The organism is Corynebacterium sp. HMSC06G04 (assembly GCF_001807365.1).
Lineage (GTDB): Bacteria > Actinomycetota > Actinomycetes > Mycobacteriales > Mycobacteriaceae > Corynebacterium > Corynebacterium simulans.
Map to the genome: position 1 here is coordinate 12,825 of NZ_KV788590.1, position 22,258 is coordinate 35,082.

Here is a 22,258-nt window from a genome sequence, read left to right on the forward strand (position 1 = left end):
GACTATATCTTAGTCGTCCTTGCCGCGGAAAGCAGCACGTGCACGTTCGCGGGTAACTGCGGACACAGCGGTCAGCGGAACGCCTGCTGGGCAGACGTCAGCGCATTCGCCGTAAAGGGAGCAGTGACCGAAGTTCTGCTCGAGGTCATCGACCATGTTGCGTGCACGACGGCCACGCTCTTCCTTGCCCAGCGGCATGAGGGAAAGGTGAACCAGCTTCGCGCCGGTGAACAGGTGAGCTGCACCGTTCGGGCAGGATGCCACGCAGGCACCGCAGCCGATGCAGGCCGCGTGGTCGAGGGAGTACTCGGCGGTCTCGTGGTTGAGGTGCAGGGTATCGGCATCCGGAGCGGTGCCGGCGTCCATGGAGACGTAGCCACCCTGCTCCATGACGTGGTCCAGCTTGGAGCGGTCCACGATCATGTCCTTGATAACCGGGTATGCGGCAGAGCGGAATGGCTCCAGCTTGATCTTGTCGCCATCCTTGAACTGGAACAGGCGCTGCTGGCAAGCCGGGGTGTTCTGGCCTGGGCCGTGTGGGCGGCCGTTGACCAGCAAACCACAGGTGCCGCAGATGCCCTCACGGCAGTCAGATGCGAATGCGAAAGGCTCGTTGCCAGCCTCGACCATGCCCTCGTTGACGTGGTCGAGCAGCTCCAGGATGGACATCTGCTCGGCGGCGTCGTCAACCTGCACGGTCTCGAACTTGCCTTCTTGCGTCGGTCCGGCTTGACGCCAGATCTCAAGTGTCAGTTTCATTACTTGTAGTTCCTTGTCATCAGCGGGATCGAATCAAAGTACAGCGGCTCTGCGTGGCGAATGAACTCACCAGCGTTTGCGCCTGGCTCCCAGGCAGAAACGAAGCACCAGTTCTCATCGTCACGCTCAGCCTCGCCATCCTCGGAGAGGTGGTCGTCACGGAAGTGCGCACCACAGGACTCGTCACGGTCCAGGGCGTCAACACACATGAGCTCGCCCAGGTCGATGTAGTCAGCAACGCGCAGACCGTACTCGAGGACCTGGTTCATGTCGTTGGCGTTGCCGGTGATGCGGACGTTAGCCCAGAATTCCTCGCGCAGATCGCGAATCTTCTGGATAGCGACCTTGAGGTCCTCGACGTTACGGGAAACGCCGCAGCCCCAGTAGAGAATCTCACCGAGCAGACGGTGGTAGTGAGCTGGGCCGTGCGGGTCATTGCCACGCACTCCCATCAGACGGTCGATGCGATCTTGTGCGCGCGCAACAGCCTTCTGTGCCTCGGCCGAATCCTCAGCCAGCTTGTCCTCACCGAGGTGCTTAGCCAGGTAGTTAGGAACCGTAAATGGCAGGGTGAACCAGCCGTCGACGGATGCGGACAGCAGGGAGTTAGCGCCCAGGCGGTTCGCACCGTGGTAGGTCCAAGAGCACTCACCGGCGGCGAACAGGCCGTCGATAGCGGTCATCTCGTTGAAGTCGGTCCACAGGCCACCCATGGTGAAGTGGCAGGTCGGTGCGATACGCATCGGGGTCTCGTATGCGGACTCGCCGATTGCCTCTTCGTACATCTCGATGAGGTTGGAGTAACGCTCACGGATCTTGTCCTTACCCAGACGCTGAATTGCATCGCGGAAGTCCAGATAAACGGAGTTGTGCAGTGGTCCGACGCCCAGGCCCTTGTTGATCTGCTGGGAGATCGCACGGGATGCAACGTCACGCGGAACGAGGTTGCCGAAGGCCGGGTAACGGCGCTCCAGGAAGTAGTCGCGCTCCTCCTCCGGAATCTCGTTGGCGGGGCGGTCGTCGCCTTCCTTGATCGGGGACCAAATGCGGCCGTCGTTACGCAGCGACTCGGACATGAGGATGGTCTTGGACTGCCACTCGGAGTTGACCGGAAGACCCGTCGGGTGGAACTGGATGAATGCCGGGGAAGCCAGGTATGCGCCGTGCTCGTAAGCACGCATCATGGCGCCAGCATTGGAGTTCTTAGCCAGGGTGGACATGTGGTAGACGTTGCCGTAGCCGCCGGTACCGAGGATTACTGCGTGGCCGGTGAAGGCCTTCAGCTCGCCGGTAATCAGGTTACGGGTAACGATGCCGCCCGCGCGCTTCACACCATTGTCGTTGTAGGTGATGATGTCCTGCATGTCGTGGTGAGCGAACAGCTCCACGTTGCCCAGGCCAATCTGGCGGTACAGCGCCGAGGTGGTGGACAGCTGCAGCTGCTGGCCTGTTTGACCACGGGTGTAGTAGGTACGGGAAACCTGAACACCACCGAAGGAGCGGGTTGCCAGGGTGCCGCCGTACTCGCGGGCGAAAGGAGCACCAATGGCGTTCATGTGGTCGATAACGCGCACGGACTCATATGCCAGGCGCCAGCAGTCGGACTCGCGGCAGCGGTAGTCGCCGCCCTTCACGGTGTCCTTGGTGTGGCGGTATGCAGAGTCGTTGTCCACCTTCTTGTGGCGGGAGGAGTTGACGCCGCCCTGCGCAGCGATGGAGTGCGCACGACGTGGGGAATCGTGGTAGGTAAAGACCTTCACGTTGTAGCCCAGCTCGCCGAGGGCGGCAGCTGCGGAACCGGCCGCCAGACCGGTACCAACAACAACGATCTCGAACTTGCGGCGGTTAAGCGGGGAGACCAGATCCATATGATCCTTCTGGTAGCTCCACATTTCCTTCATCGGAACGCCGTGCGGCTCGTGGGACTCCAGGATGCGACCTGCGGTGACGCCCGGGACAATCGACGTCGGGTGCGAGAACTTCGGATGCTCGCGCTTGAGTTCAGTGTTAGTCATTTTTTAAAAAGCTCCTTTAGCTGACCCAACCCAGGGCGACGGACAGCGGCATAACGATGTTTGCGATGCAAACTACAGCCGGGATGATGTAGGCCAGAATCACGAAGACCTGACGCCACTTCGCACCGGTGATACCCAGGTCAGAAGCAGCCAGACGGATGCCGTGGGTCAGGTGCAGGAACAGGCAGCACATCGCCAGAACGTAGAAGATGGTGACTGGCCAGCGGCTGAAGGTGGCAATCATGTTTGCCTTGACCTCGCCGTGCACGAATGCCTCAGGCGCAACCGGCTGCACACCCATGGTGAGGTCCAGCAGGTGGAAGACGATGAACAGCAGCAGGACTGCACCGGTGACCAGCATGGTCTTGGTTGCAAAGGAGTCGAGGCCACCCATCAGATTGGTGCGCTTGAATTTGCCGCGGGACTGCTTGGAGCGAGCGGTAAGTGCGAATGCACCGTAAATATGTGCAATAACGCAAGCCAGCAAAACAATGCGGATCATCCACAGCAGGTGGCCGTGCGGGATGAGCGGTGCGCCCAGATCACGCAGGAACTCGCCGTAGATATCGAGTGCTTCGTCGCCGTCGTGCGCCGGCAAGTAAAGCTTCAGGTTGCCGGCCATGTGGCCGACTACGAAAAGCGCAAAGAACAGGCCGGTGATGGCCATCGTAATCTTCAGTGCCCAGGTGGGTACGGAAGGCTTAGTACGAATCGTTTCGTTAGTGATGCGGCCGTGAGCGATTGCCTCACGGTCAGGATTTTTTACAGACATGACACCTCCATAGTCGCTATTACCTTACGCAGCCTTATCCGCTGGCAACTAGTCAAATTCGGGCCAAAGCAGTCTCTTCTTAAGGGCCTAAGCAGTCCGTAGAAATTTCATTAGGTAAGGATCGCCTAAAACGGAGTATTCGAAAAGCCGTTTACCTTGCACGCTGCTTTTTACGCAATACTCACGTTGCGAAATTCCCAGCGTCTATGAGGTTCGTCACAGCTAATTTTCGGAGTGACTAGCTCACCCCTTTATGTGTCAAACTTTCGCAGGAGTCACACCGCCCACACTCCACACATTTTTACCCCTATTCGCAGGGAGGTTAAGAACCTTCACACAGTCTTTGCAAAAATCCTGTTACAGGATGGCAGGGGCCGGTAATCTTTTTCACATGAGTAAGACTTACGTGGGTTCACGCCTGCGCCAATTGCGGCGCGAACGGGATCTAAGCCAAGCCTCTCTAGCCTCTACGCTGGGGCTTTCGGCTAGCTATGTCAATCAGATCGAACACGACGTCCGCCCTTTAACTGTACCGGTACTGCTGCGCATTACTGAGGTATTTGGCGTCGACGCCACCTTCTTCTCCCGCGATGATGACTCCCGCCTACTGGCTGAAATCCAGGATGTCATCCAGGACAAGGAGCTATGCCCCTCCCCCGTTGAACTGCAAGAATTGTCCGAGTTGGTTTATAACCACCCCACCGTGGCCCGCACGCTGGTGGAGATTCACCGCCGCTACGGCAATGTTCGCGACAAACTGTCCCTTGCCACCGATACCCGCCGCTCCGCAGGCACACAGGCGCTTTCCATGCCACACGACGAAGTCCGCGACTTCTTCTATGCGCGCCAAAACTACCTGGATGAACTAGACGTTCACGCTGAGACGCTCGCTTCTGAGCTGGACGTTTCGCAATTCCGCATCCGCGATACCGAGGCCGCCCTTTCAGCGCGGCTGCGCGACAAACACGGCGTCGAGATCGTAACGACACCACAAATGGATGGCACGCTTCACCGTTTCGACCGCGAAAGCGGAACGTTCCGCCTCGCCAGCCGCCTCTCCGAGGGGCAGCGCGCCTTCCGAATGGCTGCTGAGCTGGGATTTCTGGAAGCTGGCGAGCTCATCGACTCCCTTGTCGACGAAGAGCCCTTCACTTCCGACGCCTCGCGCAACCTTGCTAAGCGAGGCATCGCCAGCTACTTTGCGGCAGCCACAATCCTTCCTTACACCACTATTCATTCTGAAGCAGAGCAATCGGGCTATGACCTGGAATACCTATGCCAGGTCTTTGGCGTGGGCTACGAAACGGTGGCTTCGCGCCTTTCTACCCTGCAGCGCACGAACAAGCGTGGCATTCCATTCACGTTCGTCCGCGTGGACCGCGCCGGCAATATGTCCAAACGTCAATCAGCCACCGGCGTCCACTTCTCCAACTCGGGCGGTACCTGCCCGCTGTGGAACATTTATGAGACCTTCTCTAACCCCGGAGTTATCTCCCGCCAGCTCGCGCAGATGCCCGATGGGCGCAACTACCTGTGGATTTCGCGTTCGGTTCAGCACCACCAGGGCCGCTACGGCGATACAAATAAGCTCTTCGCCATTGGCCTGGGCTGCGAGGCTCGTCATGCTGACCGCACGGTATATGCCGAGGGTCTTGATCTGGGCGACCTATCTGCCGCGACCCCGATTGGCAACGGATGCCGCACCTGCCCGCGTGCCAGTTGCGCCCAGCGCGCCTTCCCCGCCATCAACGAAACGCTGACAATCGACGCCCATCGCTCTGCAGTGGCGCCGTACTAAGCACGCGACATCCCGGGCTTGCGGCGTCGCGCTTCGCTGCCGGAACGCAAATACCCAGCCCCGAAAAACCAGACCTCGTGGTCGCACAAGCATCCCGTTTGTTCTCGCGGGATCGCCACCCCCCTGGCTTGAACATATGGCGATGAAAACTAGACTTCAAGTAGTTGAACTTTTGGTATGGAGATGCCTATGCGTAAGACCTTAATCAGCCTCACCGGCCCCGCCTTCGTTGCTGCAGTGGCTTACGTCGACCCCGGCAACGTAGCCGCCAACATCAGCGCCGGCTCCCACTACGGCTACCTCCTGGTGTGGGTACTCGTCGTGGCCAACCTCATGGCCATGTTCATCCAGTACCACTCCGCCAAACTGGGCCTAGTCACCCACCGCTCCCTGCCGGAAATCATGGGCGAGCGTCTCTCCCGCCGCGCGCGCCTAGGCATGTGGGCCCAGGCCGAGCTCATCGCCGCGGCCACCGACCTCGCCGAAGTCATCGGCGGCGCCATTGCCCTGCAACTCCTCTTCAACCTCCCCCTGTTCGCGGGCGCGCTCATCATCGGCGCGGTCTCCATCATTCTCCTCATCTTCCAGAAGAAGAACCAGTGGTTCGAGGGGCTTGTCATCGGCCTGCTCCTGGTCATCTGCATCGGCTTCCTTGCCGGCCTCGCCATCGCCCCGCCCGACCCCGCCGACGTGGCCGGCGGCCTCATCCCCCGCCTAGAGGGCAAGGACAGCATCCTGCTGGCCGCCTCCATGTTGGGCGCCACCGTCATGCCGCACGCCATTTACCTACACTCCTCCCTGACCAAGCAGCGCTACCCCGACCTGGAAATCCCCCACGTGCTGGCCGGCACCCGCGCGGACATCGCCGTGGCGCTGTCCATCGCCGGGCTCGTCAACGTGGGCCTGCTGGTCCTGGCGGGCTCGGCCCTCTACGGCGTGGACGGCACAGAGACCATCTCCGGGGCCCACACGGCGATTGCCAGCCACCTCGGCCCGCTGGCCGGCGTTCTCTTCGCCATCGGCCTGCTGGCCAGCGGCCTCGCCTCGACGTCAGTGGGCGCCTACGCCGGCTCCGAAATCATGGACGGCCTGCTTCACATCAAGGTCCCCCTACTAGTCCGCCGCCTGGTCACGCTCATCCCGGCGCTGGTCATCATCGGCTGCGGGGTCGACCCCACTATGGCACTGGTGGTCAGCCAGGCACTTCTTTCCCTGGGCATCCCCTTCGCCATCATCCCGCTTTTCCGCTATGCCGGCTCCCGGGACGTCATGGGTGAGTTCGCCGCGAAACCCTGGTCTATGGCCGTGGGCTGGACGCTTGCCGCGCTGGTCATCGCACTCAATCTCGCCCTCGTGCTCCTGCCGCTGCTCTAGGCCGCCTACAATCAGCAGCCATGATTGAAGTAGCAGCCGTCGTCATCCGCAACCCACAAGGCCACGTGCTTACCGTGCGCAAGAAGTCCTCCACCAAGTACCAACTGCCCGGCGGCAAGCCCGAGGCGGGCGAGGCGCTTGTCGACGCCGCCCTGCGCGAAGTTGCCGAAGAAGTAGGCCTCACCCTCGACGCCGAGAGCCTCAACAAACTCGGCACCTTCGACGCTCCCGCCGCCAACGAACCGGGCGAGGTCGTCGTCGGCACCATCTTCACCTACACCCGCACCGTCACCGCCGACGAACCCCATGCCGCCGCCGAAATCGGCGACACCGCCTGGGTCAACCCAGCAGCCCCCGACCGCGAGCTTGCACACCTGCTGCGCGACCGCGTCTTCCCCACGCTGGCCTAGCGCCAACTGTCAACACTTCGGCGTCATTGACCTCGAAACCATCAAGAGCTACCCTTTTGAACATGTTCACTGAACACGTTCACTCATCGCGCTCGGCCGCCAAAGCTGGCACCGTCAGCAAGGTCCTAGCCACCGCCTACGAACTCTTCCTCACTCAGGGCTACGCCACCACCAGCATCCGGACTATCGCATCCGAAGCTGGCGTTAGCGTGGGAACCGTCATGGGAGTCGGCGACAAACAAACGCTGCTCATCCGCACCATTGGCCAACACATTTCAGAACTCCACGATGACATCCGGGGACAATCCGATAGCCTTCTCGATGTCCTGAGACCTTTCCTCCAGATGTTTACCGGCCACGAAGAGCTCTCCCGCGCCTTTGGCGCAGCACTCATCCAACAAGGCAATCAAGGCGAAGCGCTCACCGCACTCAAAACGCTCCTGACCGATGAAATCACCCTGCGACTCGGCACCAGGCTCAGCAGCGCCGATGCGGCCGAGTACGCCGACCTGCTGTACAACGTCTACCTCGGCTTACTCATCGGCTGGGCCGCCGGAATCTACGACACCGAGCACCTCACATCCCAAGCCGCCTCATCGATCGAACGCCTCAACACCGCATTCGGAGTAACCCAATGATCCTAGAATCTTCCCCAGCCTGGCCCTCCCTTCTACTAGCAGCCATTCTGCTTGGCGACGCCGCCCTCTCCCTCAAACCAGTCCCCTTCATCGAAGCCTGCCTCAGCGGCGTCAAACTCCCCAAGGACTGGTGGTGGGCGCTCATTGTCATCAAGTGCCTCGCCGCCGTAGGACTCATTGCCGGCCTCTGGTTCCCCGGCGTAGGAATCACAGCCATGATTGGAGTCATCGCCTATTTCTGCGCGGCCGCAGCAGCCCATGTCCGCGCCCACTTCCTCGGTAGCGCATTCTGGATCAACTGCTTAGGCATGCTCGCATTCTCCATCGGAGTACTGATCCTGACGCTCGCACTGAATTAAGACACCAGTCAACCTTTCACGGCTTCCTGAAGGCAGATACATCATTGCACCTCTTGAATGATGACTTGATGCTTTCTACCCTAAAGGTATGCGCACGACGATAAACCTCCCGCCGAAACTCCTTGAAGAAACGAAGGTCCAAGCCAAAGCCAACAATGTCACTTTGAGCTCATACGTCGAAGAGGCGGTCCGCGCTGCCCTCAAGAAGGAAGCCCGCATCAGTACCGAAGACACCCCCGTTAACCTGCCCTCCTTCGATTGCGGCGGACCGGCTCTAGTTGATCTCAGCAACAAAGAAGCTGTGTGGGCGGTACTCGATGATCATTCCTGATGTCAACATTCTCGTTTATGCCTTCCACTCCGCTGCACCGCAACATAAACCCGCTCAACAATGGCTAAGTAGTGCTCTAAATCGGCATGAAACAATTGGACTCCTGGATGTTGTGGCAACGGCAGGTCTGTGTTTCCAGGACTGGGTATTTGCCAGAAGATGCAGAAAAGGCCCCCTCGCGGGGGCCTTAACGCGAAAAGCGCTTAGAGGTTAATCATGTGGCCGCCGATGCCCTCGGCGGCTTCCTTCATTGCCTCAGAAAGCGTTGGGTGGGTGTGGATATTGCGTCCGATTTCCTCAGCGGTGAGGTCGAAGCGCTGCGCCAGCGTCAGTTCCGGCAGAAGCTCGGAGACGTTGGAGCCAACCATGTGTCCACCAATGAGCTCACCGAACTCACCATCAGCAATGAGCTTGACGAAGCCGGCGGTCTCGTTAAGGCCCGCTGCCTTGCCGTTTGCGGAGAACGGGAAGGTTGCGACCTTGATGTCGCGGTCAGCAAACTTCTCGCGTGCCTGCTCCTCGGTGTAGCCGAAGGAAGCAACCTGCGGGTTGCAGAAGGTAGCACGCGGCATGTTCATGTAGTCACCCAGTAGCTGGGTCTCAGCGCCAGCGATAACCTCAGCAGCAACCACGCCCTGTGCCTCAGCAACGTGTGCAAGCTGGAGCTTTGCCGTGACGTCGCCAATTGCGTAGATGCCCGGAACGTTGGTGCGCATGTAATCGTCGATTGCGATAGCGCCGCGCTCGGTGAGCTCAACGCCGGTGTTTTCCAAGCCGAAGCCCTCAACGCGCGGTGCGAAGCCGATGGAGACCATGCAGCGGTCAACGGTCAGGGTGTCGGTCTTGGAGCCGTCCTTGGACTCGACCTCGACGGTGACATCGTTGCCATTGTCCTTGATGGAGGTGGTCTTGAAGCCGGTCAGCAGCTTCACACCAAGCTTCTTGTACTGCTTAGCAATCTCCTTGGAGACGTCCTTGTCCTCGTTCGGCAGGACGCGGTCCATGAACTCGACGATGGTGACGTCCACGCCGTAGTTAGCCAGAACGTATGCGAACTCCATGCCGATTGCGCCGGCGCCCACGATAACCATGGACTTCGGAGCTTCATCCTTGAGGATTTGCTCCTCGTAAGAAACGATGTTGCCGCCGATTTCAACGCCTGGGAGGGAGCGAACGACGGAACCCGTTGCGATGATGCAGTTTTCGAAGGTGACGGTCTTGCCCTTGTCATCACCCTCGGTGATTTCGATGGTCTTTGCGTCTTTGAAGGAGCCAAGGCCGTTGATCTCGGTAATCTTGTTCTTCTTCATCAGGTAGTGGACACCCTTGACGATGCCCTCAGAGACCTTGCGGGAGCGCTTGTGAGCAACACCGAAGTCGAAGGAGACATCACCAGAGATGCCGAAAGCCTTAGCTTCATGGTTGAAGGTGTGTGCAACCTCGGCGTTCTTCAGCAACGCCTTGGAAGGAATACAGCCAACGTTGAGGCAGACGCCTCCCCAGTACTGCTTCTCAATGACAGCAACCTTCTTGCCAAGCTGGGCTGCGCGGATGGCGGACACGTAGCCGCCTGGGCCCGCGCCGAGTACTACAACGTCATAATGTTCTTGAGTCACGCGTACAAGAATACGGAAGATTATCCGCGCTGTCTCACTCTCCCCCAAGATTGAGTACCTTTTAACTTTCTAAGACGAAAACGCAGGCCTCGCAGGAATTAAAAAATCTCCCTTTCCTGCCTTAAAAGCAAGGTAGGAAGGGAGATTGGTTCAGCCGAAGCAGTGTCTTAGAACAGACCCATGCCCAGCGCAGCCTCGGAGGACATGGAAGAGCCAGCGTGTACCCAAGCGCCGAGGACGTTGTTGATGGCGACAATGAAGGAATCAAAAGCGTTCATGAAGTCTTACTTTCTGTTGTTGCTGCACAAATGCAGGGAGGGGGAAAGAAACCTGCTGGTGGGGATGGTTTCCTGCGAGCAAATTGCACTCTTTATAACGGCATCTTAGGCACATACGTTACGCAGTGCGCTAATTCCAGCCGAAATTATGACACAAAAGCCACATGTTCACCAGCATTCACTTTTGTTACTTGATAGTTTGACTGTAACTCCCTCTCTCCTACCTCTTGCCTTTGGCGAGGACACAAGGAAATATAGTCAAAGAAAATGCGAGGACCCTCTCACGCATTACCGACTCCCTCTAAGGAAGCAAACCTAAATGAAGACTCTCCACTCATTGGTCAAAGTCGCCGCCTCTGCAGCGCTGATTTTGGGGTGTACGATCATTCCGGCCACCGCATCTGAAGTGCCTGCTGCCACCGTGGCAGGCGCCGCCACCCCTTCCACCATCACCGAGGATTCCGCCTGGAAAGTCCTTAACGCGGATCCCTCCATTCAGGGCCTTTTGGTCTCCGAAGACGAATACCGAGAAAGCATCGAAACCTACCGTGCAGCCGCAGCGGACGGCACCCTCGATGCCGCGAAGTACAAGGAGCTGACCTTCGACCTGGATCTGGCGAAGTTGCCAGACGAGTTGAAGTGGTACGGCTACGTTTACAAGTACCCGGACTACCGCGCCAAAATCGTCACCATGCAGGCCTCTTCCCCTGCCATGAATGGCCGCGAAATCCCGCTCGCCGTCATCACCCCTGACGGCAAGTTCGATTCGCAGCGCCCGACGCTATACCTGCTCAACGGCGCAGGCGGCGCTGACCAAGGCATGGATTGGATCGTCAGCACCGCTGGCCGCGACCTAGATCCGGAAAAGCCGGGCACCCAAGACATCGATGACTTCTACGGAGACCGCAATGTCAATGTCGTCATCCCGCAGGCCGGCGCATTCAGCTACTACACCAATTGGCTGGAGGAACCGGACGGCAAGTACGGGCTTAAGGGCCCACAGAAGTGGGAGACCTTCCTAACCAAGGAGCTGCCTGGCCCGCTGGAGGATCACATCAACGGCAACGGGCAGCGCGGCATCGCTGGCATGTCCATGTCCGCCACCTCTTCGCTGCTGCTGGCTGAGCACAACCCACGCTTCTTCGACGCAGTCGGCTCCTACGCCGGCTGCGCCGCTACCTCGAGGCCGCTGCCACACTTCTACCTCCAGCTAACCCTGGGCCGCGGCGGCGCTACCCCAGAGCAGATGTGGGGAGAAATGGGTGGCGAGTACAACCGTTATAACGACGGTCTCATCAACGCGACCAAAAACAACCTGGATGGCACCGACATCTACGTGTCCGCCGGCTCCGGCCTCGCGGGCGCAACCGATTTGGGCTCGACCAAGTCTTCTTCCACCCTCGTGTTTGAAGGTGGTGCCATCGAAGCCGCAATGAGCGCTTGCACCCATGACTTGCAGGCAAAGCTCAACCACGAAGACGTCCCGGCTACGTTCAACTTCCGCAACACCGGCACCCACTCCTGGCCGGGCTGGTTGGAAGACATCAACGCTTCCTGGAAGGTCTTCGACAAGGCCTTCACCACCCCAGAACCGGAGAATCGCGGCGCCGAGGCAAACAATGCTGATGAAGTAGTTGCTAACGAAAAGCTTGGCGACGCCGATATCCCTAATGTTGAGCAGCCTGCCCCCGCTGACTCCCTGCCGGTAGACCCAGCAGCGCCAGCACAGTAAGCTCTCCTTAAAACTCTCGACACGTTGGGAAAGAAGTTAATGAAGCGTATTAGCTCTATTATCGCCGCAGCCGCAATCGCTGCTGGCGCACTCGTTGTACCATCTGCTGGTGCCGCTACCGTTGCACCAGCAACCATTGCAGGTGACACCGCGCTGTCCACCATCACTGAGATCGACCCGAGCGCCGTTCCTGCCGATGTGGCAGGCACCAAGTGGTACAAGAAGTACAAGGATGACGGCCGCGTCGAGAAGCTGCTGGCCCATTCGCCTTCCATGGATCGCGATATCCCGCTGGCTGTCATCAAGGCTAATGACGCTAACCGCCCAACCATCTACCTGCTCAACGGTGCAGGTTCCGCAGAGCAGGATTCTGACTGGCTGAGCTTGTCCAACGCGGTTGACTTCTACCACGAGAAGAACGTCAATGTTGTCGTTGCGCAGGCTGGTGCTTTCTCCTACTTCACTGACTGGGAGCAGGAGCCAAACGGTAAGTACCTGCAGGGCCCGCAGAAGTGGGAGACCTTCCTGACCAAGGAGCTGCCAGGACCAATCGAGCAGCGCCTCAGCGCTTCCGACAAGCGTGCAGTGGCTGGTATGTCGATGTCCGCTACTTCTTCCCTGCTGTTCGCAGAGCACAATCCAGGCTTCTACGACGCAGTCGGCTCCTTCGCGGGCTGTGCCGCAACCTCCTCCCAGATCCCTTATGAGTTCCTGCGCCTGACCGTCAACCGTGGCGGCGGCCAGCCAGAGCAGATGTGGGGCCCAATGGGCAGCGACTACAACCGCCACAATGACGCCCTTCTGAATTCCCACAAACTGAAGGGCACCACTCTGTACGTCTCGTCTGCCTCCGGCCTGGCTGGCAAGACCGATATGCCTTCTTACTACACCGCACAGGGCATGAACCCGGCCGCCGCATTCGCCGGATCCGCACAGCTCCAGGTCGAGGGCGGCATCATCGAGGCTGCGGTTAACAGCTGCACCCACAACCTGAAGGCCAAGCTGGACCAGCAGGGCATCCCGGCTACCTTCAACTTCCGCAATACCGGCACCCACTCTTGGCCGGGCTGGCGCGAGGACATCGAGAAGTCCTGGCCCGTATTTGCATCGGCTCTCGGCGTATAGGCCTATAAGGCCTCAACGCGAATAGGGTTTCATCCTTAAAGGGCGGTAGGATCGCAGCATTATGAAGCTGCTTTCCACCGCCCTTTCGCATATCGCATCCACCGCCGGTCAATTATCTGAACAGCGCGATAGCTACACAGGTGTCGCGTTCAACTTAGGCTATGAGGTCACCCATTATGACCTGGACCTTACCTACCGCGTTGAGCCCAACCTTTTGCAAGGTGAAGCGGTGCTGCATATCCGGGTGCTAGACGGCGTCGACAAGCTCACGCTCGATCTCGGCGGCGCCATGGTAGCCCGCCGCATCACCGCCAAGGGCGCACCGCGGGTGGCGAAATTCCGCCAGTCCGTGGGCAAGCTGCGCCTGATTTTCGCGGATACCATCGCAGCTGGAACCGAGTTCGAGCTACACATCCGCTACGGCGGCTCCCCACGCCCCATCCGCACCCCGTGGGGCGAACTCGGCTGGGAGGAAACCGAATCCGGCTCTCTAGTAGCTAGCCAGCCCAACGGTGCCCCGAGCTGGTTCCCATGCGACGATACCCCGAGCGAGAAGACCACCTTTGACATCAAGATCACCGCAGATAATCCGTTCCGCGTGATTTCGAATGGAAAGCTGGTTTCCCGCAAATCCGCCAGCGGTTCGATGACGCGCTGGCATTACCGCACCGAACACCCCACGGCTACCTACCTCGTTACGGTTCAGGTAGGCGAGTTTAGCGAGGTCAGGCTTGGCGACTCGGTGCGCGCCTGGGTTCCGTCAGCGCTCAAGACGCCTGTCCAAGAGGTCTTTGCCCAGCAGCAGGAGATGTTGGACTTCTTCTCTTCCTGCTTCGGCGCCTATCCGTTTGACGAATATCAGGTTGTCATCACCGAGGACGAGCTGGAAATCCCACTGGAAGCCCAGGGCCTTTCGATTTTCGGCTCCAACCATGTCTCGCCTACCTTCGAGCGTCTCATCGCTCACGAGCTTTCCCACCAGTGGTTTGGCAATGCGGTAGGCCTTAGCGAGTGGAAGGATATTTGGCTCAACGAGGGTTTTGCCTGCTACTGCGAGTGGTTGTGGATGGAGCACGCGCATGGCCGGACGGTGCATGAGTCTGCGCGTTCGCACTACAACGTGCTCGCTCGCAAGGCGCAGGATGTGCTGCTGGCAGATCCGGGCACTCAAGACATGTTCGATGATCGCGTATACAAACGCGGCGCGCTCACGGTACATGCGGTACGCGTACTGCTTGGCGACGCCGCCTTTTTCGACGCCGTGCGCTCCTACCTGGCAGAAGGCCGCCACGGCGTGGTTACGCCGGAAAACCTGCTTGCGAAGCTGCGCGAGCGCGCGGAAGATACGGCCGCGCTCGATGGCCTGCTGGAGCAGTGGCTGGAACAAGAACAATTGCCGCACTTCCCGGCTTAAGCACCACCCCCCAAACTTTCGAACTTATTTTCCAGTTTACCCTTGACAGGTCGTTGCATGTGGATAAAATAGAACATGTAATCGAAACGCCGAGGGGGGTGGGGCGCCATGCAAGACAAACACGAAGCGATTATCTCCACAGTCAACGAAATTGCCACATCGCTAACAGAACTGCGGGAACTTATGAAAGAACCCGCAGACCTCTACTTCGGCCGTTTGCATCCTGCTTTCGAGCACCTCGAGAACGCAATGGGAAAGAAGACCACCATCGATGCCGCCTTTGCCTTCCTTGCTGCCCGAGATGACGCTGGCCGTACAGTCGGCTCCAGCAAGCCGGAAGACTATCTCACCGCACGTTTGGGCCTGACCTATCCGGAGGCACAGGCGCGCATAAAGACCGGGCAATCGCTCTTTGCCCCGCTTTCGGAGGAAGCGGCCGCAGATGCGCCAGCTTCTGCCCATCCAAGCGCGACGGGCAGTGACAGCGAAACGGCAGAACAAAAGCGTGAGGACGCCACCCGTGAACGCGCCCGTCGGGAGCGGGAAGCCGCAGAAAAGCGCCGCCGGCAAATGCTTGAAGAAGAAGCCGCACACGCGCGCACTATCGCACTCATCGAACAGGAACTTGAGCACCTCACGGAGGGCGCGCTCCCTGGCCGGCAAGAGCTTAGCCAGCACGCTTTGGAGAAGTCTCGGGAGATGTCACATACAGCGCTCCGAGCCTGGCTGCGCGAGGCCATTCGTGCAGCAAACAAATCAGTCTCCGATGCAGACGCAGTCATTAAAAAGCGTCGCTTGCGCATCTCCCAGCCAGATGCTGATGGTGGCGTCTTCATCAGTGGATACGTCGATGCCGCCACGGCAGCAATGCTAAAAGCCGCATTTGCCCCAGCTCGCCATCAGGGAGGGCCAAATCTTCCGGCAGAGGAAGATTCCCGCACATACTCCCAAAGAATGGCAGACCAGCTTTCTGCCATTGTCCACAGCTATCTCGAATCTCATCAGCACGGCACTGGTGGTGTGGGTTCCTTGCTTATCACCACCACGCTGAACGAGTTGGAAGAGATGGATTCTTCCACCCGGTTCGCCACCAACGCTGGCGTGGAGCTCTCCCCGCTGGACCTACTACGTATTGGAGCGGCATCACACGATTTCATCGGTGTGGTTGATGATAAGAAATTCCCGCTGGAATTGGGCCGCTGCAAGCGCAGCGCAAGCCTTTATCAAAAGATAGCCTTAGCGGCCTCTGAGTTGGTATGCACCCATCCCGGCTGTGACCGCCCTTGGGTCGAATGCGATGTCCACCACCTCCATGCGTGGGCAGCAGGTGGAGCAACGGATCTCAAGAACTTAACGCTCCTCTGCAGAAGACATCATGCGGATAACAATGACCGACGTGACGGTTTCCGCAACATGGGGCATGCAGAGCGAGACCCAATAACTCGAAGAGTTGGTTATCGTCCGGCAGGGTCGGAAAGGATCCATTTCAACGACAGCCCAGCTGCACATAAAGCCCCGGCCCACAAACTCAGCGCCTAACCGCAGGATACTTGTGCCCTGCGGGCGGATTGCGCTTGCGTTTTATCGCGAGGTGAAAATAGTGAAGGTAGGTAGCCTAAAATTGTTATCCATGCGCAGAATGCTAGTTACTGGCGGCGCCGGATTCATCGGCGCCAACTTCGTCCGCTTGGTCGCTGCCACGCGCCCAGAAGTCTCCATCACGGTGCTGGACAAACTCACCTACGCGGGTAACCGAGCGAACCTCGAACGCGTAGAGTGCCGCTTGGTTGTCGGCGATATTGCCGATGCCGCGCTGGTGGATGAACTGGTGGCGCAAAGCGACATCGTGGTGCACTTCGCAGCCGAGTCCCACAACGATAATTCGCTGCAGGATCCCTCCCCGTTCATCCAGACCAACGTCGTAGGTACTTTCACCTTGTTGGAAGCCTGCCGCAAGCACGATGTGCGTTTCCACCACGTCTCTACCGACGAGGTCTTCGGTGACCTCGAAATCGGTGCCGCTACCAAATTCACCGAAACCACCCCTTATGCGCCTTCCTCGCCGTACTCCGCGTCGAAAGCCAGCTCCGATCACTTGGTGCGCGCCTGGACGCGCAGCTTTGGGTTACGGGCAACCATCTCGAATTGCTCCAACAACTACGGCCCTTTCCAGCACGTAGAAAAGTTCATCCCGCGCCAAATCACCAACCTGTTAGACGGCCAGCCGGCCAAGCTATATGGAACGGGTGAGCAGGTCCGTGACTGGATTCACGTCGACGATCACAACAGCGCGGTCCTCACCATCCTCGATCACGGCGAAATCGGCGAGACCTACAACATCGGCGCTGACCAGAAAGACATCAATAACAAGGAGGTCATCGAGCTCATCTGCGAGATCATGGGGGCTACCAACGCTGCAGGCGGCGCGCTCTACGAGCACGTGGCTGACCGCCCCGGCCACGATCAGCGCTACGCCATGGACGCTTCCAAGCTCCGCCGCGAGCTGGGCTGGCAGCCGCACTACACTGACTTCCGCGAAGGGCTGACGCAGACCATCCAGTGGTACCGCGACAATGAGAAGTGGTGGCGCCCGGATAAAGGCGACGTCGAGAAGCATTACGCCCAGCGCGGCCACTAGGCCGGCAGCGCAAGCCCATTAAACGAAACCTAGACAAGAAGAAACGAGCACACGTGCAGGTAACCAAGACGGCCATCGAGGGCCTACTGTTCATCGAGCTTGACGTCCACGGAGACAATCGCGGCTGGTTCAAGGAGAACTGGCAGCGCGCAAAGATGGTTGACGCCGGGCTGCCCGATTTCCAGCCGGTGCAAAACAACGTCTCTTTCAACGCCGCGGCGGGCGTGACCCGCGGTCTGCATGCCGAGCCCTGGGACAAACTGGTAAGCGTGGCCCACGGCAAGGTCTTCGGCGCGTGGTGCGATCTGCGCGAAGGCTCCGAAACCTATGGTGAGCTGGTCACCCATGAAGTAGGCCCCGATACCGCCGTCTTCGTCCCGTGGGGCGTGGCCAACGGCTTCCAGGCGCTTGAGGAAACCGCGTATTCCTACTTGGTCAACGATCATTGGTCACCTGAGGCGGAGTACACCTTCGTCAATCTCGACATGGTGGAATGGCCGCTCGATCCCACCGAAATCTCCGACAAAGACCGCGCGCACCCGCAGCTAGCGGACGTCACGCCCATGGCGCCGCGCAAGGTGCTGGTCACCGGCGCCAACGGCCAGCTGGGCCGCGCGCTACGCAAGGTACTACCGAACGCGGAGTTCTGCACGCGCGAGGAATTCGACATCACCAATCCGCCGCAGCGTCCTTGGCGCCGCTACAGCGCCATCATCAACTGCGCCGCCTACAACGACGTCAACGGCGCAGAAAGCGACCGCGCCCGCGCCTGGGAAGTCAACGCGCTGGCACCTGCCAAGCTGGCGCGCATCGCCGCCGATAACAACTTGACGTTTGTGCACGTCTCCAGCGACTATATCTTCGACGGCGAAACCGAAGTGCACACCGAGGAAGAAAGCCCTAGCCCGCTGAGCCTGTATGGGGCGTCGAAGGCGGCGGGTGAGGCGTCGGCAAGCGTGGCACCTAAGCACTATGTGGTGCGCACCTCGTGGGTCTTTGGCGAGGGCAACAACTTCATCAAAACCATGGCTCAGCTGGCAAATAAGGGCATCGAGCCGAAGGTCATCAATGACCAGCGCGGCCGGCCCACCTTTGCAGAGGACCTGGCCAAGGGCATCGCGCACCTGCTGGAAACCCAGGCGCCTTATGGCATCTACAACCTCTCCTCCGGGGGCGATACCGTGGGCCGCGATGAACTCGCCATGGCCACGTTCATCGGCATGGGGCACGACCCCGCCGAGGTCCACTCGGTCAGCACCGCGGAGTACGGCGTCGAGCCTGCCCGCCGGCCCAGCGAATCTACGCTGGATCTTTCCAAGATTGAGGCCACCGGCTTTAGCCCGATGAATTGGCGCGCCGCGCTAGCGCTCTACCTTGCGCTTTATCCTTTGGATTAGGCTTTCAATCATGAAAGGCATCATCCTCGCGGGCGGTTCAGGCACACGCCTCTACCCCATCACCAAGGGCATCTCGAAGCAGCTCATGCCGATCTATGACAAACCCATGGTCTATTACCCGCTCAGCACCCTGATTCAGGCGGGGATTCGGGAGATCCTCATCATCACAACCCCCGATGATTCGGCGTCTTTTGAGCGCCTGCTTGGCGACGGCTCCCAACTAGGCCTCATGCTTTCCTACGCAGTGCAGCCACGTCCAGAGGGCCTAGCGCAGGCCTTCCTCATTGCGGAGGATTTCATCGGCGATGACTCCGTGGCCTTGGTACTGGGCGATAACATCTTCGAAGGCCACGGCTTTGCCACCGCCTTGGGCCAGTGCCGCGACCCCGAAGGCGGAATCATCTTCGCCTACGAGGTCTCCGATCCGCAGCGCTATGGCGTGGTGGAATTCGACGCGGCAGGCAACGCGCTGTCCATCGAAGAAAAACCAGGCCAACCCAAGTCCAATCATGCCGTGGTTGGTTTGTATTTCTACGATAACTCAGTAATCGACATTGCCAAGGGCATCCGCCCGAGCGCCCGCGGCGAGCTGGAAATCACCGCCGTCAACGAGGAGTACCTGCGCCGCGGCAAGCTACGGGTGCAGCGCATGCAGCGCGGCGACGTGTGGCTCGATACCGGAACGGTGGACTCGATGAGCGAGGCCTCCGCCTACGTCGAGGTGATGCAAAAGCGCACCGGCACCGTCATCGGCTCGCCGGAGGTGGCGGCCTACCGGGAAGGTTTCATCTCCCGTCCGGCCTTGGCCGCGCTGGCAGAGCCGCTCATGAAGTCCGGCTACGGCTCCTACCTGCTGGCCTCGGCGCGCGAGGATTAATCAGGCGGTTTTAATAGTCAGCCGGGTTTAGTAGCCGCGGGCGACGTATTCGTCGATGCGCGCGGCCTCTGCGCCCACGGTGGTCTCATCGCCGTGGCCCGGCAGCACGCGGGTCTCGGCGGGCAGGTTGAAGACCACGTTACGCAGGGATTCGATGATGACGTCAAAGTCGGAGTACTTGCGGCCGGTGGCACCAGGGCCGCCGTTGAAAAGCGTATCGCCGGAAAGCAGCACGCCCTCGCTCGGCAGGTGAAGCACCACGCAGCCCGGCGAGTGGCCCGGCGTATGGAAGACGGTGATGTCTTCGCCGCTGACCTGGAACTGCTGGTTATCCTCCAGCGGGTGGAACGCGGCGCCGCCGTTGGATTCTTCCCACAGCATCTGGTCATCTGGGTGGAGGTAGACTTCGGCGCCAAAGCGCTCGGCGGCCGCCGGCGCCAAGTCACAGTGATCGTTGTGCGCGTGGGTGAGCAGGATGCCCTTGACCGGACGATCGCCCACGAGCTCGGCCACCGCATCCAAGTCGTGGGAGGGGTCCACGACGTACACACCCGAAGCATCGCCTACGACGTAGACGTTATTGTCCACGTCCCACTCGCCGCCGTCTAGGCGGAACTTGCCTTTGGTTACAGCCTTGTCGATCTGCATTAGTTCTATTTCTCCTGATCTATGCGAATTCAACGACGGAGCGCAGCACCTTGCCGGACTTCATGGTGGCGAAGGAATCTTCGACCTCGTCCAAGGAGATGCGCTCGGATACGAACTTATCCAGCGGGAACTGGCCGTTGCGGTGCAATGCCACATATGCAGGGAAGTCGCGCTCTGGCAAACAGTCGCCGTACCATGCCGGCTTGATGGAACCGCCGCGGCCGTAGAGGTCGATGGCTGGGATATCGACGTGGTCGGTGAGGTTAGGCACGCCCACCATCACCATGCGGCCGGCATGGTCGCGGGAGTAGAAGGCCTGGCGCCAAGTCGGCTGGATGCCCACGGCGTCGATGGAAACGTCGGTGCCGAAGCCGCCGGTTAGCTGGCGTACGGCCTCGATGACCTCATCCTCACTCATGTCCTTAGAGTTGACGACATCGGTGGCGCCGAATTCACGCGCGGTCTCAAGCTTTGCCTCGTCGATGTCGACGGCGATGATCTTGGCCGCGCCCGCCAGCTTCGCACCGGCGATGGCTGCGGTGCCGACGCCGCCGCAACCAAAGACGGACACGGACTCGCCGAGCTGGATTTCCGCGGTATTGACGGCCGCACCCAAGCCAGCCATGATGCCGCAGCCCAAAAGTCCCGCCGCCGCCGGATCCTCTTCCGGATCCACCTTGGTGCACTGCCCCTCGTGCACGAGGGTCTTCTCCGCGAAGGAGCCGATGCCCAAGGCAGGGGTCAGTTCGGCGCCTGCGTCCTTATCATCCTCAGCCAGGTACATCTTGGCGGAGGCGTTGTGGGTATTAAAGCAGTACTTTGGCTCGCCCTTCTTGCAGGCGCGGCACTCGCCACAGACTGCGCGCCAGTTAAGGATGACGAAGTCGCCCTCGGCAACGTGGGTAACGGCGGAGCCTACGCGCTCGACGACGCCCGCGGCCTCATGGCCAAGCAGAAATGGGAAGGCGTCCTCGATATCGCCATCGCGATAGGCCAGGTCCGTGTGGCAGACTCCGCAGGCCTGCACCTTGACGATGACGTCGTTTGCGCCTGGCTCAGGGATCACGATGTTGACGGTCTCGACCGGTGCTCCCTTGGAGCGGGCAATTACGGCTTTAACAGTGTTGTTGCTCATGCGGCCCCAGCGTACACGGATTTCCAGCAAGGCCGCACTAATGAAAATTCATTTCAGCAGATATGCGAAAGCGTGCGCGGGTTACCCCAGCGCACGCCGAAAATTAGAAATTAAGAGCCAGCAATAACGTTTGCCGCATGCTCGTGGCCGCGCGCATTTACGTGAAGCGGCAGGTTGCCGTCGCCAGCAGTGAAGTCAACCAGGCCGGCCCACATGCGGCGATCCGCGGTGGCACACATGCCTTTATCGCGGGTGCTCGGCTTCAGGTCGAGGAACTCGGTCCCGGTACGCGCGGCCAAGTCCACCTGCATCCATTGGGAAGCATCCTCCCAAGCCCGCACATTCGGCAAGAAGGTGTGATCGAGCGGTGCCGGACCCACGTGCAGCAGGCAATAGCTACCAGCAGAGCCGATGGTGGGATACCCGACGATCTGAATGCGCGCATTTGGCGCCGCAGCACGGATGCGGCCGATGAGCGGAGCGTTCGCATCCACGAAGCGGCGGCGCAGCTCACCCTCGCTCATGCCTGGGTTGTTATACGTGTCATTAAAACCCGTGGCGTAGAGAACGCGGCGGGTATTTGGGCTCAACGCGCCAGTCTGGATAGCGCGATCAACCTGGGCGAACATCTGCGGGCCGCGCGAGAAGGAAACAGCGCCGGAGCAAGAAAAGTCTGCGACCGGCAGGCCCAGCTTCGCGCCAGTGCGGCGGGCATAGTTATTAGACTGCGGACAATTCACGCCGCCAGCACTCTGGGAGCTCAGACGCGCGGTGAGATAAGCACCCGCGTCTGGGTCGGCCAACACGGAATCACCAAAGGCCACCAGATTTGCATCGGCTGCCACCGCTTGAGGTGCCGTGCCCAGGCCTACCGCGATGCAGGTCGCAGCAAAAGCTGCCATTACCTTCTTTTTCAGGTTCATGGATTTCCTCTCAAATTTT

The 22,258-nt window shown here is 59.7% G+C and carries 20 protein-coding genes; 13 read left to right on the plus strand and 7 right to left on the minus strand.

Annotated features, from left to right (window positions below; translation table 11 throughout):
• Window positions 1–9: 9 nt before the first annotated feature.
• The 3 genes from HMPREF3158_RS01170 to HMPREF3158_RS01180 are packed head-to-tail and all read right to left on the minus strand — an operon-like array spanning window position 10 to window position 3,546.
• Window positions 10–759 carry a succinate dehydrogenase/fumarate reductase iron-sulfur subunit gene (locus HMPREF3158_RS01170; protein WP_061920270.1) on the minus strand — a complete coding sequence of 250 codons (750 nt, stop codon included), beginning with the start codon at window positions 757–759 and terminating at the stop codon, window positions 10–12.
• Window positions 759–2,774, minus strand: a complete 2,016-nt coding sequence (locus HMPREF3158_RS01175) for a fumarate reductase/succinate dehydrogenase flavoprotein subunit (RefSeq protein ID WP_062036090.1) — start codon at window positions 2,772–2,774, stop codon at window positions 759–761. Before HMPREF3158_RS01175 ends, HMPREF3158_RS01170 begins: the two co-directional genes overlap by 1 nt.
• A 16-nt stretch (window positions 2,775–2,790) precedes the next feature.
• Entirely contained in the window at window positions 2,791–3,546 is a 756-nt protein-coding gene (locus tag HMPREF3158_RS01180) for a succinate dehydrogenase cytochrome b subunit (protein ID WP_070432506.1), read from the minus strand.
• 391 nt (window positions 3,547–3,937) lie between these two features.
• Here HMPREF3158_RS01180 and ramB point away from each other — a divergent pair, with 391 nt between their 5' ends.
• The 6 genes from ramB (at window position 3,938) to HMPREF3158_RS01210 (ending at window position 8,456) form a co-directional block, all read left to right on the plus strand.
• Window positions 3,938–5,344 carry an acetate metabolism transcriptional regulator RamB gene (gene ramB / locus HMPREF3158_RS01185; protein ID WP_070456770.1) on the plus strand — a complete coding sequence of 469 codons (1,407 nt, stop codon included), beginning with the start codon at window positions 3,938–3,940 and terminating at the stop codon, window positions 5,342–5,344.
• Between the two features lie 189 nt (window positions 5,345–5,533).
• Window positions 5,534–6,718 (plus strand): Nramp family divalent metal transporter, encoded by a 1,185-nt coding sequence (locus HMPREF3158_RS01190; RefSeq protein ID WP_011272788.1) that lies wholly within the window; start codon window positions 5,534–5,536, stop codon window positions 6,716–6,718.
• A gap of 20 nt (window positions 6,719–6,738) precedes the next feature.
• Complete coding sequence (locus HMPREF3158_RS01195) at window positions 6,739–7,128, plus strand: NUDIX hydrolase (RefSeq protein ID WP_005292595.1); 390 nt, start codon at window positions 6,739–6,741, stop codon at window positions 7,126–7,128.
• 62 nt (window positions 7,129–7,190) lie between these two features.
• A complete protein-coding gene (locus HMPREF3158_RS01200; protein ID WP_005292598.1) occupies window positions 7,191–7,766 on the plus strand; it encodes a TetR/AcrR family transcriptional regulator in 576 nt (191 codons plus the stop codon).
• The gene (locus HMPREF3158_RS01205) at window positions 7,763–8,125 is read left to right on the plus strand and encodes a DoxX family protein (protein WP_005292602.1); all 363 of its coding nucleotides are present in this window, start codon (window positions 7,763–7,765) and stop codon (window positions 8,123–8,125) included. Before HMPREF3158_RS01200 ends, HMPREF3158_RS01205 begins: the two co-directional genes overlap by 4 nt.
• An 88-nt stretch (window positions 8,126–8,213) precedes the next feature.
• Entirely contained in the window at window positions 8,214–8,456 is a 243-nt protein-coding gene (locus HMPREF3158_RS01210; RefSeq protein WP_005292604.1) for a YlcI/YnfO family protein, read from the plus strand.
• Between the two features lie 203 nt (window positions 8,457–8,659).
• Here HMPREF3158_RS01210 and lpdA read toward each other — a convergent pair whose 3' ends face one another.
• Window positions 8,660–10,072, minus strand: a complete 1,413-nt coding sequence (gene lpdA / locus HMPREF3158_RS01215) for a dihydrolipoyl dehydrogenase (RefSeq protein ID WP_061920262.1) — start codon at window positions 10,070–10,072, stop codon at window positions 8,660–8,662.
• Window positions 10,073–10,669: 597 nt separating this feature from the next.
• On the opposite strand from lpdA, the gene HMPREF3158_RS01220 reads away from it, so the two are divergent.
• The 7 genes from HMPREF3158_RS01220 (at window position 10,670) to rfbA (ending at window position 19,533) form a co-directional block, all read left to right on the plus strand.
• Window positions 10,670–12,082 carry an alpha/beta hydrolase gene (locus tag HMPREF3158_RS01220; protein ID WP_070496991.1) on the plus strand — a complete coding sequence of 471 codons (1,413 nt, stop codon included), beginning with the start codon at window positions 10,670–10,672 and terminating at the stop codon, window positions 12,080–12,082.
• A 39-nt stretch (window positions 12,083–12,121) separates the two neighbouring features.
• Window positions 12,122–13,207: an alpha/beta hydrolase gene (locus HMPREF3158_RS01225; protein WP_070496993.1), complete on the plus strand. Its 1,086-nt coding sequence runs from the start codon at window positions 12,122–12,124 to the stop codon at window positions 13,205–13,207.
• Between the two features lie 61 nt (window positions 13,208–13,268).
• Entirely contained in the window at window positions 13,269–14,621 is a 1,353-nt protein-coding gene (locus HMPREF3158_RS01230; protein ID WP_070496996.1) for a M1 family metallopeptidase, read from the plus strand.
• A 183-nt stretch (window positions 14,622–14,804) separates the two neighbouring features.
• On the plus strand, window positions 14,805–16,160 hold the full coding sequence (locus HMPREF3158_RS01235) for an HNH endonuclease signature motif containing protein (RefSeq protein WP_246816161.1): 1,356 nt from the start codon (window positions 14,805–14,807) through the stop codon (window positions 16,158–16,160).
• 100 nt (window positions 16,161–16,260) lie between these two features.
• Complete coding sequence (gene rfbB, locus HMPREF3158_RS01240; RefSeq protein ID WP_210386617.1) at window positions 16,261–17,259, plus strand: dTDP-glucose 4,6-dehydratase; 999 nt, start codon at window positions 16,261–16,263, stop codon at window positions 17,257–17,259.
• A gap of 53 nt (window positions 17,260–17,312) precedes the next feature.
• Window positions 17,313–18,656 carry a dTDP-4-dehydrorhamnose reductase gene (gene rfbD, locus HMPREF3158_RS01245; protein ID WP_062036104.1) on the plus strand — a complete coding sequence of 448 codons (1,344 nt, stop codon included), beginning with the start codon at window positions 17,313–17,315 and terminating at the stop codon, window positions 18,654–18,656.
• A 10-nt stretch (window positions 18,657–18,666) separates the two neighbouring features.
• Window positions 18,667–19,533: a glucose-1-phosphate thymidylyltransferase RfbA gene (rfbA, locus tag HMPREF3158_RS01250; protein WP_070497002.1), complete on the plus strand. Its 867-nt coding sequence runs from the start codon at window positions 18,667–18,669 to the stop codon at window positions 19,531–19,533.
• A gap of 27 nt (window positions 19,534–19,560) precedes the next feature.
• Here rfbA and HMPREF3158_RS01255 read toward each other — a convergent pair whose 3' ends face one another.
• The 3 genes from HMPREF3158_RS01255 to HMPREF3158_RS01265 all read right to left on the minus strand — a co-directional run bounded on the left by HMPREF3158_RS01255 (window position 19,561) and on the right by HMPREF3158_RS01265 (window position 22,239).
• On the minus strand, window positions 19,561–20,181 hold the full coding sequence (locus tag HMPREF3158_RS01255; protein ID WP_049146096.1) for an MBL fold metallo-hydrolase: 621 nt from the start codon (window positions 20,179–20,181) through the stop codon (window positions 19,561–19,563).
• Window positions 20,182–20,200: 19 nt separating this feature from the next.
• Complete coding sequence (locus HMPREF3158_RS01260; protein ID WP_049146094.1) at window positions 20,201–21,316, minus strand: S-(hydroxymethyl)mycothiol dehydrogenase; 1,116 nt, start codon at window positions 21,314–21,316, stop codon at window positions 20,201–20,203.
• Window positions 21,317–21,426: 110 nt separating this feature from the next.
• A complete protein-coding gene (locus tag HMPREF3158_RS01265) occupies window positions 21,427–22,239 on the minus strand; it encodes a GDSL-type esterase/lipase family protein (RefSeq protein WP_062036107.1) in 813 nt (270 codons plus the stop codon).
• Window positions 22,240–22,258: the final 19 nt, after the last annotated feature.

Excerpts from the sequence above, each read along its gene's own strand:
- HMPREF3158_RS01255 (WP_049146096.1), bottom strand. The coding sequence starts at position 20,181 with ATGCAGATCGACAAGGCTGTAACCAAAGGCAAGTTCCGCCTAGACGGC.
- HMPREF3158_RS01225 (WP_070496993.1), top strand. The coding sequence starts at position 12,122 with ATGAAGCGTATTAGCTCTATTATCGCCGCAGCCGCAATCGCTGCTGGC.
- HMPREF3158_RS01200 (WP_005292598.1), top strand. The coding sequence starts at position 7,191 with ATGTTCACTGAACACGTTCACTCATCGCGCTCGGCCGCCAAAGCTGGC.
- HMPREF3158_RS01190 (WP_011272788.1), top strand. The coding sequence starts at position 5,534 with ATGCGTAAGACCTTAATCAGCCTCACCGGCCCCGCCTTCGTTGCTGCA.
- HMPREF3158_RS01210 (WP_005292604.1), top strand. The coding sequence starts at position 8,214 with ATGCGCACGACGATAAACCTCCCGCCGAAACTCCTTGAAGAAACGAAG.
- HMPREF3158_RS01195 (WP_005292595.1), top strand. The coding sequence starts at position 6,739 with ATGATTGAAGTAGCAGCCGTCGTCATCCGCAACCCACAAGGCCACGTG.
- HMPREF3158_RS01180 (WP_070432506.1), bottom strand. The coding sequence starts at position 3,546 with ATGTCTGTAAAAAATCCTGACCGTGAGGCAATCGCTCACGGCCGCATC.
- HMPREF3158_RS01220 (WP_070496991.1), top strand. The coding sequence starts at position 10,670 with ATGAAGACTCTCCACTCATTGGTCAAAGTCGCCGCCTCTGCAGCGCTG.
- rfbA (WP_070497002.1), top strand. The coding sequence starts at position 18,667 with ATGAAAGGCATCATCCTCGCGGGCGGTTCAGGCACACGCCTCTACCCC.
- HMPREF3158_RS01260 (WP_049146094.1), bottom strand. The coding sequence starts at position 21,316 with ATGAGCAACAACACTGTTAAAGCCGTAATTGCCCGCTCCAAGGGAGCA.
- HMPREF3158_RS01265 (WP_062036107.1), bottom strand. The coding sequence starts at position 22,239 with ATGAACCTGAAAAAGAAGGTAATGGCAGCTTTTGCTGCGACCTGCATC.
- HMPREF3158_RS01205 (WP_005292602.1), top strand. The coding sequence starts at position 7,763 with ATGATCCTAGAATCTTCCCCAGCCTGGCCCTCCCTTCTACTAGCAGCC.
- ramB (WP_070456770.1), top strand. The coding sequence starts at position 3,938 with ATGAGTAAGACTTACGTGGGTTCACGCCTGCGCCAATTGCGGCGCGAA.
- rfbB (WP_210386617.1), top strand. The coding sequence starts at position 16,261 with ATGCTAGTTACTGGCGGCGCCGGATTCATCGGCGCCAACTTCGTCCGC.
- HMPREF3158_RS01230 (WP_070496996.1), top strand. The coding sequence starts at position 13,269 with ATGAAGCTGCTTTCCACCGCCCTTTCGCATATCGCATCCACCGCCGGT.
- HMPREF3158_RS01175 (WP_062036090.1), bottom strand. The coding sequence starts at position 2,774 with ATGACTAACACTGAACTCAAGCGCGAGCATCCGAAGTTCTCGCACCCG.
- HMPREF3158_RS01170 (WP_061920270.1), bottom strand. The coding sequence starts at position 759 with ATGAAACTGACACTTGAGATCTGGCGTCAAGCCGGACCGACGCAAGAA.
- HMPREF3158_RS01235 (WP_246816161.1), top strand. The coding sequence starts at position 14,805 with ATGAAAGAACCCGCAGACCTCTACTTCGGCCGTTTGCATCCTGCTTTC.